We start from the raw sequence: 12,205 nt of genomic DNA, 5'->3' as shown, positions 1-12,205 counted from the left end.
CTCTCAGCGGTTGCTGTATCGGCCGTGCCGACCATGTGCCGGCATGGCCTGATTGCTGCGCTCGGCGATCATCTGACGCAGCTCGATCAACTCGATGCCCTGGTTGGCCAACCGGGGCATTTCCCGCTCCAGCACCTGCAAGGTTTGCGGGTACGGATGGCCGATCAGTACCGCCGAGCCTTGCTTGCGCGCCAGCTCGACGCCTTGGCGCAGTTGGGCCGCGATGGCTTCCGGAGTGCGCACATCGTCGAGAAACACATCTCGCGAAACGTGGGCCAGCCCCGTTTCCTGAGCCTTGGCCGCCGCCACCGTGGCGGCGCTGGTGCGGCTGTCGACGAAGAACAGCTCACGACGCTGCAGCTCACCCATCAGCCAAGCCATGGCCTCGGGTTGCGCAGTCATGCGACTGCCCATGTGGTTGTTGACGCCTGCGGCGAACGGCACTTTGATCAGCGCCGCATCCAGACGCCGCGCCAGTTCCTCGATGGGTAGGCCGGGGTGCCAGGCATAAGGCCCGGTGGCCGGGTCCATGGGCATGTGCAGGATCACCGTGCGCCCGGCCTTGTGGGCCTGGCGGGCGAAATCGCTGGCGTGCGGGGTATCGGGCATGACCGCCAGGGTGACCGGTCCGGGCAGGGCGAGGGTGCGGCTGTCGCGTTCGCTGTTCTGTCCCAGGTCGTCGATGATGATGCTCATGAACGCCTTGACCGGCGCCGCGTGGGCGGTGCCGGCCAGTGCGCAGGCCAGTGTCAGCAGCAGGGCGCGGATGACGGGCATCAGTCGCCCTTGGTGATGTTCAGGCCCTTGAGCAGGCTCAGGGCCTGGCTGAGCTGGAAGTCATTGTCCTGCGGGCGCTCGGTGCGCTTGCTGCTGCCGGTCGGGCGGTCGGCGCCGCCGTTGCCGTTGCCCAGGTGGCCCTGCAGGTCGGCTTCCTTGAAGTTGTCGGTGTCGGCTTCGGCGGTGAGCTTGGCCTGGCGCACCTCGATGTCCGGAACGATGCCCTGGGCCTGGATGGAGCGGCCGTTGGGGGTGAAGTACAACGCCGTGGTGAGCTTCAGTGCGCGGTCGTTGGTCAATGGCAGCACGGTTTGCACCGAGCCTTTGCCGAAGCTGTCGGTGCCCATCAGCACGCCGCGCTTCTGGTCCTGCAGGGCGCCGGCGACGATCTCCGACGCCGAGGCGCTGCCGCCGTTGATCAGCACCACCAGCGGCACGCCCTCGCTGGCGTCGGCCGGGTCGGCGCTGAAACGCAGCTCGGAGTTGGCGATACGGCCCTTGGTGTAGACGATCAGCCCTTTGGTGAGGAAGTGGTCGGCCACTTCCACGGCCGACTGCAGCACGCCACCTGGGTTGTTACGCAGGTCCAGGACCAGGCCGCGCAGCTTCTTGCCGTTGTCCTTGCGCAGCTTGGCCAGTGCCTTGCCGACTTCCTCGCCGGTCTTGACCTGGAACTGGGTGATGCGGATGTAGCCATATCCGCTTTCCAGCAACTGACTCTTCACGCTCTTGACCTGGATGACCGCACGGGCCAGCGTCACGTCGAACGGTGTGCCACCGTCGCGCACCAGGGTCAGGGTGATCTTCTGGCCGATCTTGCCGCGCATCTTGTCGACTGCTTCGGTCATGGTCTGGCCACGGGTGGGCGCGCCGTTGATCTTGACGATCAGGTCGCCCGCCTCGATGCCGGCGCGCGATGCCGGGGTGTCGTCGATGGGCGAGACCACCTTGATGAAGCCGTCTTCCTGGCCCACTTCGATGCCCAGGCCGCCGAATTCGCCACTGGTGCTTTCCTGCAGTTCCTGGAAGTCCTCCGGGCCGAGGTAGGCCGAGTGTGGGTCGAGGTTGCTGAGCATGCCCTTGATGGCGTTCTCCAGCAGGGTCTTGTCGTCCACCGGCTCGACGTAGGCGGCCTTGATCCGGTCCATGACCTCGGCGAAGGTGCGCAGCTCGTCCAGCGGCAGCGGCGCCTTGGCCGTCACCTCGGTGGCCGGCATGGCCGCAGGCTTGGCAGCCTTGGCCGGCTCGGCGGCGGTGGCCAGGGGCGCGCCGACGACCAGAGCGATGCTCAGGGCCAGCTGGGTGAGGCGAGACGAGTGCAGCATGTCGAACGAACTCCTGATCCTGTAGGTGCCCCTGACGGAGCATCGACGCCGCCCATAGAGGCGATGCCGTCATGTATGCAAATGCCTAGCCTCGGCACCATTGCGCCGGGTCGGTTGGCCGACCCTGCTGGCGAATCGCGAAGTACAAGCCCGCGCTGTCCTGACCGCCGCTGTCGCCGACGGTGGAAATGGCTTCACCGGCCTTGACGATGTCTCCGGCACTCTTGAGCAGGCTCTGGTTGTGGCCATACAGGCTCAGGTAACCATTGCCGTGGTCGAGAATGACCAGAAGTCCGGCACCGCGCAACCAGTCGGCGAACACCACGCGGCCACCGTGCACCGCGTGCACCTGGGTGCCTGCGGAGGCGGCGATCATCACCCCATCCCACTTGGCGCGGGCGTCACCGCCACGGGTATCGCCGAAGCGTGCCAGCAGTCGACCATTGACCGGCCATGGAAGTTTTCCACGGGCCGCGGAAAAGGCGCCGCCGTAGTTGGCGCCGTCGCTGGATACCAGCGGGCCAAGTACGGTACGGGCCTTCTTCGGCGGCGCTTCGGGCGCTTCGGGCGCCTCGCGCCGAGCATCGGCCAGGGCCTGTTCGCGGCGACGCTTTTCTTCTTCCTGGCGCGCCAGCAGGGCCTTCTGCCGCGCCTCTTCGGCTTCGCGGGCCTGGCGCGCGAGGGTTTCCTCGATGGTCTTGAGCACCTTGGCGAGGTCGGCCTGGTCCTGCTCGCGGGCCTGAAGCTTCTGGTCGCGGGCTTTCATGTCGCTGTTGAGCTTGGCCAGCACCTGCTGGCGCTTGCTGCGCTCGGCTTCCAGTGACTGGCGGCGGGTGTCGAGGTCGGCGCGCTGGGCCAGCAGTTGCTCTTGCTGCCCGGAAATCTCCAGCTCGACGTTGGCCAGTTGGCGCAAGGTCTCGTTGAAGGTACGCAATTGTTCCAGGCGCGCCTTGCTCAGGTAATCGTAATAGGTGAGGGTGCGCGCGAACTTCTCGGGATTCTGCTGGTTGAGCAGCAGCTTGAGGTATTCCTCGCGGCCACTCTGGTAGGCCGAACGGGCCTGGATAGCGATCAGCCGTTGCTGTTCAGTACGGGCGGACTGGAGTTTTTTTTTCTCGTGGTCAAGGCGCTCCAGTTCGCCCTCGGTCTTTTTTAGCGCTTGCTGCAGCGCCTCCACCTGTTTCTCGAGATTGCCGATATCGGTCTCGGTGGATTTGAGGTCTTTCTGCACGCCGGCTTTCTCTTCCTGGAGCTTGCCCAGCGTCTTCTTGAGCTCGGCGATGTCCTGGCGAGTGGCGTCCAGCTGTTGCTGGGTCTGGGCGCGCTCGTCGGCGATAGCCGGGGCGAGCAGGCATGACAGGGCGAGGAATATGAGGGCGCGGCGCATGGAATCGGGCGTACCAGGGATGGAGACTGGCCTAGTATGCCCGCCCGGGCTTGCAAAAAAAACGCCTGCCAGCGGCAGGAGGGCCGCGTTTGTCAGGAAAGCCGCATGAAATATCGGACTTATCCGTTTTGATGATCGGAAAGCTCGGCATGAAGCGCAGCAACGACCGCGCTTACCATCGGCGGCCCTTGCGGGGCGAACGCCGATCCGGCTGCCCGTGCTCTTCCTGCTGTGCGAGAACGTCCATGTCGATATCTTTCCGTTTGTTCCGGTTGAGGCACTTTCTGTTGTGCGCAGGGTGTGTACTGATGGTCCTCATTCCGTCCGTTGCGGCTGCCACCGAGCAGGACAGTTGGACCTTGCAGACCAGTGTCTACACCCGACACTTCAATCCCGACCCGGACCACAACGAGCGTCAGGAACTCATCGGCCTGGAGCGCAATCGCGCCGATGGCCTGCTGTACGGTGCTGCAACCTTCCGCAATTCGTTCCGCCAGCGCTCGGTCTACGCCTACGGCGGCAAGGCCTGGCAGCATGACCGATGGCCGGTGTACGCCAAGGTCAGTGCCGGTTTGCTGCAGGGTTATCGCGGCAAGTACCGCGACAAGCTGCCGCTCAATCGCTTTGGCGTGGCACCCGTGATCATTCCCGCGCTGGGCACCCACCTGGGGCCGGTGGGCATCGAGGCGGTGCTGCTGGGGGGCAACGCCATGATGGTCAACGTTGGCTATCGCTTTCGCTGAACCCTTGAAACGCAAAAAGCCCGATGCAATCGCATCGGGCTTTCATTGTGCAGCGCTGAGCCGGCTCAGGCGTCGAGCAGAATCGAGGTGCCGGTCATTTCGACGGGTTTCTCCAGCCCCAGCAGCTTGAGCATGGTCGGCGCCACGTCCGCCAGCACGCCGCCTTCGCGGACCTTGACCTTGCGCTTGCCGACATAGATGAACGGCACCGGCTCGGTGGTGTGCGCGGTGTGCGCCTGGCCGGTGGATTCGTCTTCCATCTGTTCGACGTTGCCATGGTCGGCGGTGATCAGCGCTTCGCCGCCGACTTTTTCCAGTGCCGTGACGATACGCCCCATGCAGCCGTCCAGCGCTTCGACCGCCTTCACGGCGGCGTCGAATACGCCGGTGTGGCCGACCATGTCGCCGTTGGCGTAGTTGACCACGATCACGTCGAAGCGCTGCTGCTCGATGGCTTCGACGATGCGGTCGGTGACCTCCGGTGCGCTCATTTCCGGTTGCAGGTCGTAGGTGGCGACCTTCGGCGACGGAATGAGAATACGTTCTTCACCTTCGAACGGCTCTTCGCGGCCGCCGGAGAAGAAGAAGGTAACGTGGGCGTACTTCTCGGTCTCGGCGATGCGCAGTTGAGTCTTGCCGTTGTTGGCCAGGTACTCGCCGAGCACGTTGTGCAAGCTGGCCGGGGCGAATGCGGCGGGAGCCGGGATCTTCGCCGAGTACTGGGTCAGGCCGATGTAGGCCGCCAGTTTCGGCAGGCGCGCGCGGGGGAACTCGTTGAAATCCGCTTCGACGAAGACGCGCGACAGCTCACGGGCGCGGTCGGCGCGGAAGTTCATGAAGATCACCGCGTCGCCGTCCTCGACCTTCACGGCCTCGCCGATCCGCGTGGCCTTGACGAATTCATCGCTCTCGTCACGGGCATAGGCCGCTTCCAGGCCGGCCACTGCGCTGTCGGCACTGTAGTCGGCGGCGCTGTCGACGATCAGGTTGTAGGCCGCGCTGACGCGGTCCCAGCGGTTGTCGCGGTCCATGGCGAAGTAGCGGCCGATCAGGCTGGCGATGCGGCCCTTGCCCAGTCGGGCGAAGGTGGCGTCGAGCAGTTCGAGGGATGACTGCGCGCTGCGCGGCGGGGTGTCGCGGCCATCGAGGAAGGCATGCAGGTAGATCTTCTCGGCGCCGCGCTGCGCGGCCAGTTCGGCCATGGCGACGATGTGATCCTGGTGGCTGTGCACACCGCCATCGGACAGCAGACCCAGCAGGTGGACCGCCTTGCCAGCGGCCACGGCCTTGTCCACGGCGCCGGTAAGCACGGGGTTTTCGAAGAATTCACCGTCACGGATGGCTTTGGTCACCCGCGTGAAGTCCTGATACACCACGCGCCCGGCACCCAGGTTCATATGACCGACTTCGGAGTTGCCCATCTGCCCGTCCGGCAGGCCGACATCCATGCCGGAGCCGGAGATCAGGCCATGCGGCTGGGTGGCGCGCAAGCGGTCGTAGACCGGCGTGTTGGCGGCGAGGATGGCGTTGTATTCGCGGCTTTCGCTGTGACCGAAACCATCCAGGATGATCAGGACCAGGGGCTTGGGGAGGTTCGTCATCGATCAAACTCACGGTTGTTCAAAGATGATAAAGACACGCATTTTAGGGGAAATCGGCCAGAGGCGGCGAATATTCGTCGGACCGCGCGACCAGCGCACCGCCCTATCCTGTGCAAGGCGGGTTTTCGCACCGGCCCGGCGGGCTTTGGCCGGCCTGGGTGGCTGTGTATACTGGCCGGCATTTTCAATCGCCTGGAACACCCCTGATGGTTGCTCACCTGATTCAATTTGCGACAGATCACTTCATCCTGGTTGCGATCTTCTTCATTCTGCTGATCCTGCTGCTTCTCAACGAGATCCGCCGTGGCGGTCAGAGCCTGAGCAACGGTCAAATGACCGCGCTGGTCAACGCCGACAAAGGCGTGGTGATCGATATCCGTCCAGGCAAGGAGTACGCTGCCGGGCACATTGTCGGCGCGCTGAACATTCCCCAGGACAAGATCGCCAGCCGCATGGCAGAGCTGGAGAAGCACAAGGACAAGACCCTGATCATCGTCGACGCGATGGGTCAGCAGTCCGGCACCGTCTGCCGCGACCTGCTCAAAGCCGGCTACACCGCCGCCAAGCTCAGCGGCGGCGTGTCCAGCTGGAAAGCCGACAACCTGCCCCTGGTGAAGTGATATGCAACCGGTCATCGTCTATTCCAGCGACTACTGCCCCTACTGCATGCGCGCCAAGCAACTGCTTGCGAGCAAGAACGTGGCCTTCGAGGAAATCCGTGTCGACGGCAAGCCGCAACTGCGTGCCGAGATGGCGCAGAAGGCCGGGCGTACCTCGGTGCCGCAAATCTGGATTGGCAGCACCCATGTCGGCGGTTGCGATGACTTGTTTGCGCTGGAGCGCTCGGGCAAGCTCGACGCCCTGCTCGAGGCCTGATTCACGCCCCCTTTCAACCCTTTTTCAGACAAGGATCTGCCATGACTGACCAACAGACCAACGGCGCTGCCGAAGAGAACAGCCCGCAATTCTCGCTGCAGCGCATCTACGTGCGCGACCTGTCGTTCGAAGCGCCCAAGAGCCCGCAGATCTTCCGCCAGCAGTGGGAGCCGAGCGTCTCGCTGGATCTGAACACCCGTCAGAAGGCCCTGGAAGGCGACTTCCACGAGGTGGTGCTGACTTTGTCGGTCACCGTCAAGAATGGTGACGAAGTGGCGTTCATCGCCGAAGTCCAGCAGGCCGGCATCTTCCTGATCTCGGGCCTGGACGGGCAGTCGATGAGCCACACCTTGGGCGCGTTCTGCCCGAACATCCTGTTCCCGTACGCGCGTGAAACCCTCGACAGCCTGGTGACCCGTGGCTCGTTCCCGGCGCTGATGCTGTCGCCGGTGAACTTCGATGCCCTGTACGCCCAGGAACTGCAGCGCATGCAGGAAGCGGGCGAGGCACCGTCGCTGCAGTAATTGCCTGCGCGACTTACGAAAAAGCCCCTCGGGATCGACCCGAGGGGCTTTTTCATGGCTGCGAAATGGCGTCAGCCGAACTGTTTCTGCTGTTGCTGCTGCTTGGCCACTGCTTCCGACGCCGCCACATAGGCCGCCTGGAATTCATCGCTTTCCAGCCAGACCATGGTGGCCGCGTCATCGGCCCCATCGAGCCAGGCGCGGTAGGCGGTGAACACCAAGACGATATAGTCGGTGGCGTGTTCTTCCTTGTGACCCTTGAGCACCAGCGCCAGCAGCGGGTCGACCAGGAACACCGAAATCATCGCCTCCAGGCCGTTCTCCTGGGCCTGCTTCATCTTCTCGAACAACGCGTCGTAGCTGCCCGAATCCATGGCCTTGTTGAACACCTGCTCGACGCTGGTGCTTTCACCCGAACTGGCCTTGACCGCCTGGCCACTGCGCACCATCCGGTTCTGCTTGGCCTTGGAGGCGGCGCGCTTGGCGCGTTTCTGTTGCTTGGTGTTGGAAGCCATGCCGTGAATCCTCGGGTGTATCCGCAAAAAACGCGTATTGAAGCCTAGAGTCGGCGTTCTGGATAGAGCCTGGCTGCATCAGAAGCTGTAGGTGCCGGTCACCACCAGGCTGCGCGGGTCGCCGAACTGGATCTGCGCGGCGCTGGTCGCGGCGCTGTAGTAGGTCTTGTCGGTGAGGTTGGACAGGGCCGCGCGCACGTCCCAGTCATGGGTGCGCAACCCGACCAGCGCATCCCAGCGGCCATAGCCGGGCAGTACGGTGGTGTTCTGGTTGTCGGCGTAGCGTTGACCCACCAGGGTCAGGCCGGTTTCGGCGTACCAGCCCAACTCCGGCTTCCAGGTCAGGAACAGGCTGGCATTGCGCCGCGCCACGTTGTTGACTCGGTTGCCCGCCAGGCCGTTGTTGTCCTTGACGATGGTGGCATCCTGCAGACCGACGCCGCCGCGCAGGTACCAGTCGCCCACCAGCTTGCCCTGGGCGGTCAGTTCGACCCCACGTGAGCGCTGCAGGCCGGTGAGCACGGTGATACCCGGGTTGTCCGGATCGCTGGTGCGGCGGTTGTAGAGTTCCAGTTCGTAGACGGCGAGGGTAGTGCTCAGGCGGTCGTCGAGCCAGTCGCTCTTGACCCCGATTTCCTTCTGCCGTGTGTTCTCCGGCGCGGTCTCGTTGGTGTTGCCTGCTGCACCGGGGGTGATGCCGATCAAGCCACCGCCGACCGGGGAAAAGGTCTTGCTCCAGGAGGCGTAAAAGGAATGCGCCTGCCAGGGCGAGTACACCACACCAAGGCGCGGACTGGTGCTGTTGTCGTTCTGTTTTTCGGAAATGCCCCGCAGCCTGTTCTGGGTCTGCACCTCGAACTGATCGAAGCGCATGCCGGCGAGCAGTTGCCATTGATCGTTGAGGCGGATCTGGTCCTGCAGGTAGACACCACGGCTGTCGACCACCGTGTGGTTGTAGCTCGACGCCACCATCGGTCCGGTGTGTTGCAGCCGTCGGTTCGGGGCGTTGAGGTCCAGCGTTGGCACCGCCTGGCCTCCCGCGTTGACCGCGCGCGCGGTGTACAACTGTGGGTCACGGCGCTGGTTGCCGAACTCCACCCCTAGCAACAGCGTGTGGTCCAGCCCCCAGGTGCTGACCTGGCCCTCGGCTTCGAGGTTGTTGAACAGGTTGCGGGTGTTCAGGTCCTGCTGCCAGCGCTGACGAACCACCCGCTGGGTGCTGGGGATGTAGCCGGTGAGGTAGGTGTTGTCGAACTCGCTGTCGAGCTTGAACAGACTCAGGGTGTGGCGCAGTTGCCAGTTGTCGCCCAGCTGATAGTTCAGCCGCGAGCGCAGCGACTGCGCCCGGTCGTCGATGAAGTCGCGCTGCGTATCGCCGTAGGTGGTGCTGCGACCCACATCGGCCGGACGGCCGCCGACGCCGGGAATGCCGCGATCGGGCGTGCGGTTGTAGCGACTGTATTCGTACTGCACCAACCAGTTGAGCTCGGGGCTCAGTTGCCAGCTCATCGACGGGGCGAACAACTGGCGGTTGCCGTCGATGCCGTCGCGGAAACTGTTGTTGTCCTGATTGCCCATGTTCAGGCGCACGCTGATGTCATCGTTCAGGTCGGCGCTGAGGTCGGCGTACAGGCTGCGCAGGTCCTCGCTGCCGCCCTGGACTTCGAGGGTCGAGCGACGACCATGCTCCGGCGCCTTGCTCACCCGGTTGACGATGCCGCCTTGGCTGCCGCGACCGTAAAGCACTGCCGCCGGGCCTTTGAGTACTTCGACGCGTTCGATGTTGTGCAGGTCGCGCACGTACTGGCTGTCATCGCGTACGCCGTCCAGATAGAAATCGTTGCTGGCATCGAAGCCGCGAATGCGCAGGCTGTCGAAGCGAGTGTCGGCGCCGCTGCTGACGTTGGGAATGCCCTCCAGCGCCTTACCCAGACTATTGCTGCCGTAGTCCAGTACATTGGCCGCCTTGACCGTGTCGATGGCCTGCGGCACGTAGCGCACCGGGGTCGAGGTACGGGTGGCGGTGCTGACGTCCTTGACCCTGGGGTTGTCGCGTTCACGGTCGGTGTCGGCCGAAATCGAGATTTCCGGGAGTAGGGTGGCGGCGCTGACGAGACTGGTGCTGAACATCAGCGAAAAGCCCAAGGGTAGGGATCTGAAGCGGCGGGGAGCAGGCATGGCGTGGCATCCGACAAAGGGTCGAGAGAAAGGATGCGAATGGTAATGCTTGCTATTTGCTACTGCTTGGCTATTTGTCAGCTTGATTTATGACGTATGTATCAATTTGTAACTCGCCTCCCGCCAGTAGCTTGGGACCGCAGCGAGATGGCGCTGGCCTTGGCACACACGTCCGAAAAAGAGAAGGAATAACTCCCTGTGAGCCAATCTCCACGGATTTACACCAGCCCAAAGCTTCAATTTGGTTATATCAACCTTCATTTCACGTTTTTTTGACATTCGTTCGCGCGCGCGGATAGGATGCGGCCTCTACGCCTGCCGGCCATCCCATGGCCGAGCGCCGGACGAGGCGCGCGCTCTGCACAGCAGCGCCGCCCACCGTTTGGATACACGCGTCGAACCTACGAAGGGGCGTTGGTTCCTGGCGTTTACGTAGCAGAGCGTTCTGATTCGGTAATAAGGAAAACAACATGTTGAATACAAGGATCAGCCTGGTTGCGCTGGCACTCATCGCCGCCACTCAGGCCCAGGCCAACGACCAGGCCCAGAGCAAGGGGTTCATCGAGGACAGCCACGCCAACGTCCTTCTGCGTAACGCGTTCATCAATCGTGACAAGAAGCACGGCGTCAACGACCAGTCCCAGTGGGGCCAGGGCGTGATCGCCAACTTCTCCTCCGGCTTCACCCAGGGCACCGTCGGTGTCGGCGTCGATGCCTTCGGCCTGTATGCACTGCGCCTGGATGGCGGCAAGGGCCGCAACGGCGGCGGCGGTATCGATTTCTTCAAGCGCGAAAACACCACTGACGCTCAAGGTCGCAGCGACGCGGCCAACGACCTCGCCCGCGCTGGCGGTGCCGTCAAGTTCCGCATCTCCAACACCGTGCTCAAGTACGGCGACCAGATGCCCGCGCTGCCGGTCCTGCAATACGACGATTCGCGCCTGCTGCCTGAAAGCTTCACCGGCACCCTGATCACCTCCAAGGAAATCGAAGGGCTGGAACTGAACGCCGGTCGTTTCACCCAGGAAGCGCGCAAGAGCGCTCAGCGTCGAGACGGCGGTGGTTTGAAGTCGATCAACGTACTCGGCGGCAGCTACAAGTTCACCGACAACTTCACTGCCTCGCTGTACACCGCGGACAACGAAGATGTCATGAAGCGCCACTACCTGGGCCTGAACTACGTCTTCCCGATCGCCGCCGACCAGTCCCTGACCCTGGACTTCAACGGCTACAAGTCGGACATCGACAGCCAGTACGTGCGTGAAGCCGGCCTCAACGGCGACCGCAACACCATCTGGAGCCTGGCGGCGACCTACGCCTATGGTCCGCACTCCTTCACCCTGGCCCACCAGCGCAGCACCGGCAGCACCGGCTACAACTACGGCTGGTACCAGAACGAAGGCGGCGTGGGCGACGGCGGTTCGACCATCTACCTGGCCAACTCCTACTGGTCCGACTTCAACGCCGAGGACGAGCGTTCCTGGCAACTGGGCTACGGCCTGGACTTCGGCGCCTTCGGCGTTCCGGGGCTGACCTACAAGATCGCCTATGTGGTGGGTGACAACATCAACACCCGCACCGTCGGCAACCCGCAGGGCTGGGGCGAGGGCAAGGAGCGCGAGATCTTCAGTCAGGTCCGTTACGTGGTCCAGGAAGGCCCGGCCAAAGACCTGTCGGTCAAGCTGCGCGGCTCATTCCTGCGCACCAACGATGCCGTGCGTCAGAATGGCTACAACGACGACGGCAACGAAGTACGCGTGTTCGTCGAGTACCCGATCAGCATCTTCTGATCCGGTTTTGGCGTAACCAACAGCCCCGGCATTTGCCGGGGCTGTTTCGTTTTTGCGTGCAAGGTCGCGAGGTGCGAATCCACCGTTATGGGTTTGGCAACGCCAGGGCGAGTGTCTTCCAGCTTCCCTTGCGCTTGCGCTCCACCAGCGAAGCCAGGGCTTTACCGGTCGGACACTTGGCGAAGGCCACCGGAGCCAGCGTCAGCAGGTAAACGCTGTCCGGCGTGTGCGTTCGGCTGTCCGCCGCTTTGTTCCAAGGCTTGTCGACCGTCAGCAAGGCATCGGTCTTCTCGGGCCAGGCCAGGTCGGCGAAGCGTGGGTCGCTGCGCAGGATCAATGTGCCCTCACTCAGCGGTGCTTCTTCGAAGGTGAGCGCGGCCAGGCGCTCGAGCAGGCTGACCGGAAAGCGTCGTGCCGCATCGTCGGGGATTCCGGCCTGCGGTAGGGGCCACTCGCCTGGTAGGCACAGGCACAATTCGGTCATCGGCG

Annotated in this window: 12 protein-coding genes; 5 read left to right on the top strand and 7 right to left on the bottom strand. The window is 63.5% G+C overall.

Going from position 1 to position 12,205, the window contains the following annotated elements; all coding sequences use genetic code 11:
- Nucleotides 1-3 precede the first annotated feature (3 nt).
- From Q6A47_RS16630 to Q6A47_RS16620, 3 genes are all read right to left on the bottom strand, one after another.
- Complete coding sequence (locus tag Q6A47_RS16630; protein ID WP_369811532.1) at nt 4-777, bottom strand: divergent polysaccharide deacetylase family protein; 774 nt, start codon at nt 775-777, stop codon at nt 4-6.
- Nucleotides 777-2,102 carry a S41 family peptidase gene (locus Q6A47_RS16625; RefSeq protein ID WP_039582604.1) on the bottom strand — a complete coding sequence of 442 codons (1,326 nt, stop codon included), beginning with the start codon at nt 2,100-2,102 and terminating at the stop codon, nt 777-779. The genes Q6A47_RS16630 and Q6A47_RS16625 overlap by 1 nt, the downstream gene beginning before the upstream one ends.
- An 85-nt stretch (nt 2,103-2,187) precedes the next feature.
- Nucleotides 2,188-3,489: a murein hydrolase activator EnvC family protein gene (locus Q6A47_RS16620; RefSeq protein WP_039582605.1), complete on the bottom strand. Its 1,302-nt coding sequence runs from the start codon at nt 3,487-3,489 to the stop codon at nt 2,188-2,190.
- A gap of 308 nt (nt 3,490-3,797) precedes the next feature.
- On the opposite strand from Q6A47_RS16620, the gene Q6A47_RS16615 reads away from it, so the two are divergent.
- Nucleotides 3,798-4,232: a sn-glycerol-3-phosphate transporter gene (locus tag Q6A47_RS16615; protein WP_155290554.1), complete on the top strand. Its 435-nt coding sequence runs from the start codon at nt 3,798-3,800 to the stop codon at nt 4,230-4,232.
- Nucleotides 4,233-4,297: 65 nt separating this feature from the next.
- Here Q6A47_RS16615 and gpmI read toward each other — a convergent pair whose 3' ends face one another.
- Nucleotides 4,298-5,833 carry a 2,3-bisphosphoglycerate-independent phosphoglycerate mutase gene (gene gpmI / locus Q6A47_RS16610; protein WP_039582607.1) on the bottom strand — a complete coding sequence of 512 codons (1,536 nt, stop codon included), beginning with the start codon at nt 5,831-5,833 and terminating at the stop codon, nt 4,298-4,300.
- Between the two features lie 206 nt (nt 5,834-6,039).
- Between gpmI and Q6A47_RS16605 the strand changes: the two genes are divergently transcribed.
- Genes Q6A47_RS16605 through secB form a run of 3 tightly spaced genes read left to right on the top strand, consistent with a single transcriptional unit; the run spans nt 6,040 to nt 7,233 of the window.
- A complete protein-coding gene (locus Q6A47_RS16605; protein WP_304484840.1) occupies nt 6,040-6,453 on the top strand; it encodes a rhodanese-like domain-containing protein in 414 nt (137 codons plus the stop codon).
- Nucleotide 6,454: 1 nt separating this feature from the next.
- Nucleotides 6,455-6,709: a glutaredoxin 3 gene (gene grxC, locus Q6A47_RS16600; RefSeq protein ID WP_029613837.1), complete on the top strand. Its 255-nt coding sequence runs from the start codon at nt 6,455-6,457 to the stop codon at nt 6,707-6,709.
- 41 nt (nt 6,710-6,750) lie between these two features.
- Nucleotides 6,751-7,233, top strand: coding sequence for a protein-export chaperone SecB (secB, locus tag Q6A47_RS16595; RefSeq protein ID WP_039582608.1), 483 nt, complete (start codon nt 6,751-6,753; stop codon nt 7,231-7,233).
- Between the two features lie 71 nt (nt 7,234-7,304).
- On the opposite strand, the gene Q6A47_RS16590 is transcribed toward secB, so the two are convergent.
- Together Q6A47_RS16590 and Q6A47_RS16585 are read right to left on the bottom strand one after the other, a co-directional pair.
- Complete coding sequence (locus Q6A47_RS16590; RefSeq protein WP_029613836.1) at nt 7,305-7,748, bottom strand: hypothetical protein; 444 nt, start codon at nt 7,746-7,748, stop codon at nt 7,305-7,307.
- A gap of 78 nt (nt 7,749-7,826) precedes the next feature.
- Nucleotides 7,827-9,926, bottom strand: a complete 2,100-nt coding sequence (locus tag Q6A47_RS16585; protein ID WP_304484839.1) for a TonB-dependent receptor — start codon at nt 9,924-9,926, stop codon at nt 7,827-7,829.
- A 470-nt stretch (nt 9,927-10,396) separates the two neighbouring features.
- On the opposite strand from Q6A47_RS16585, the gene Q6A47_RS16580 reads away from it, so the two are divergent.
- Nucleotides 10,397-11,716, top strand: a complete 1,320-nt coding sequence (locus Q6A47_RS16580; RefSeq protein ID WP_029613835.1) for an OprD family porin — start codon at nt 10,397-10,399, stop codon at nt 11,714-11,716.
- Nucleotides 11,717-11,801: 85 nt separating this feature from the next.
- Here Q6A47_RS16580 and Q6A47_RS16575 read toward each other — a convergent pair.
- Nucleotides 11,802-12,205, bottom strand: a 404-nt coding sequence (locus Q6A47_RS16575) for a suppressor of fused domain protein (protein WP_304484838.1), incomplete at its 5' end; no start/stop codon positions are given.

The organism is Pseudomonas boreofloridensis (genome assembly GCF_030580795.1).
GTDB lineage: Bacteria > Pseudomonadota > Gammaproteobacteria > Pseudomonadales > Pseudomonadaceae > Aquipseudomonas > Aquipseudomonas boreofloridensis.
The sequence above is the reverse complement of the archived record's forward strand: the minus strand, read 5'-3'. Positions and strand labels throughout refer to the sequence as shown.

Excerpts from the sequence above, each read along its gene's own strand:
- Q6A47_RS16630 (WP_369811532.1), bottom strand. The coding sequence starts at position 777 with ATGCCCGTCATCCGCGCCCTGCTGCTGACACTGGCCTGCGCACTGGCC.
- Q6A47_RS16625 (WP_039582604.1), bottom strand. The coding sequence starts at position 2,102 with ATGCTGCACTCGTCTCGCCTCACCCAGCTGGCCCTGAGCATCGCTCTG.
- Q6A47_RS16620 (WP_039582605.1), bottom strand. The coding sequence starts at position 3,489 with ATGCGCCGCGCCCTCATATTCCTCGCCCTGTCATGCCTGCTCGCCCCG.
- Q6A47_RS16615 (WP_155290554.1), top strand. The coding sequence starts at position 3,798 with ATGGTCCTCATTCCGTCCGTTGCGGCTGCCACCGAGCAGGACAGTTGG.
- gpmI (WP_039582607.1), bottom strand. The coding sequence starts at position 5,833 with ATGACGAACCTCCCCAAGCCCCTGGTCCTGATCATCCTGGATGGTTTC.
- Q6A47_RS16605 (WP_304484840.1), top strand. The coding sequence starts at position 6,040 with ATGGTTGCTCACCTGATTCAATTTGCGACAGATCACTTCATCCTGGTT.
- grxC (WP_029613837.1), top strand. The coding sequence starts at position 6,455 with ATGCAACCGGTCATCGTCTATTCCAGCGACTACTGCCCCTACTGCATG.
- secB (WP_039582608.1), top strand. The coding sequence starts at position 6,751 with ATGACTGACCAACAGACCAACGGCGCTGCCGAAGAGAACAGCCCGCAA.
- Q6A47_RS16590 (WP_029613836.1), bottom strand. The coding sequence starts at position 7,748 with ATGGCTTCCAACACCAAGCAACAGAAACGCGCCAAGCGCGCCGCCTCC.
- Q6A47_RS16585 (WP_304484839.1), bottom strand. The coding sequence starts at position 9,926 with ATGCCTGCTCCCCGCCGCTTCAGATCCCTACCCTTGGGCTTTTCGCTG.
- Q6A47_RS16580 (WP_029613835.1), top strand. The coding sequence starts at position 10,397 with ATGTTGAATACAAGGATCAGCCTGGTTGCGCTGGCACTCATCGCCGCC.